1 protein-coding gene is annotated in these 591 nt (G+C 70.1%); it reads left to right on the top strand.

Annotated features, from left to right (window positions below; genetic code table 11):
• Positions 1–591: hypothetical protein (locus DBV35_RS29130; RefSeq protein WP_205648936.1), on the top strand; the 591-nt coding region annotated here is incomplete at both ends.

Below are 591 nucleotides of genomic sequence, written 5' to 3'. Positions count from 1 at the left end.
GTCGCCATCAAGGAGTTCTTCGACCCCCAGGACCTGGCCGAGCAGTACAACCTGCACCAGGAGGCCAACAAGATCGACATGGCCTCGATGACGGACGAGATCGTGCTCTCCAAGGAGCAGGCGGGCGACGCCACCGAGGGCCAGCGCGTGCAGATCGAGACCGACCGGTTCTCCGGCGGCGGACAGCCGGGGGACATCTCCCAGCAGCAGGGCACCAAGGTCGACGCCGACCTCTCGGTCGCCCAGCAGGACGCGCTGCTGGGCTGGCTGAACTCCGAGGAGGACCGGCTGTCGGAGGAGGAACAGGGCACCGAGGACGACGCCGCCGCGCTGCGCCGGCGCCTCACCGGAGTGCTCGACAACCTCCCCGAGCTGCTCAAGGCCCACCTGGAGAAGCTGCTCGCGATCGAGCAGCGGATCGTCGAGGGCCACGACGACGCCGAACGCGTCGCCGAGGTCGACCGGGCGAGCGAGACCGAGCGCATGCAGCTGGAGGACTCGTTGCGGCGGCTCGCGAAGTCGCTGCACGGTGCGCTGACCCACCGCAGACGGGTCTCGCCGCGGGGCCGGATCGACTCGGCCCGCACCATG

It is taken from the genome of Acuticoccus kandeliae (assembly GCF_003073115.1).
The sequence above is the reverse complement of the archived record's forward strand: the minus strand, read 5'-3'. Positions and strand labels throughout refer to the sequence as shown.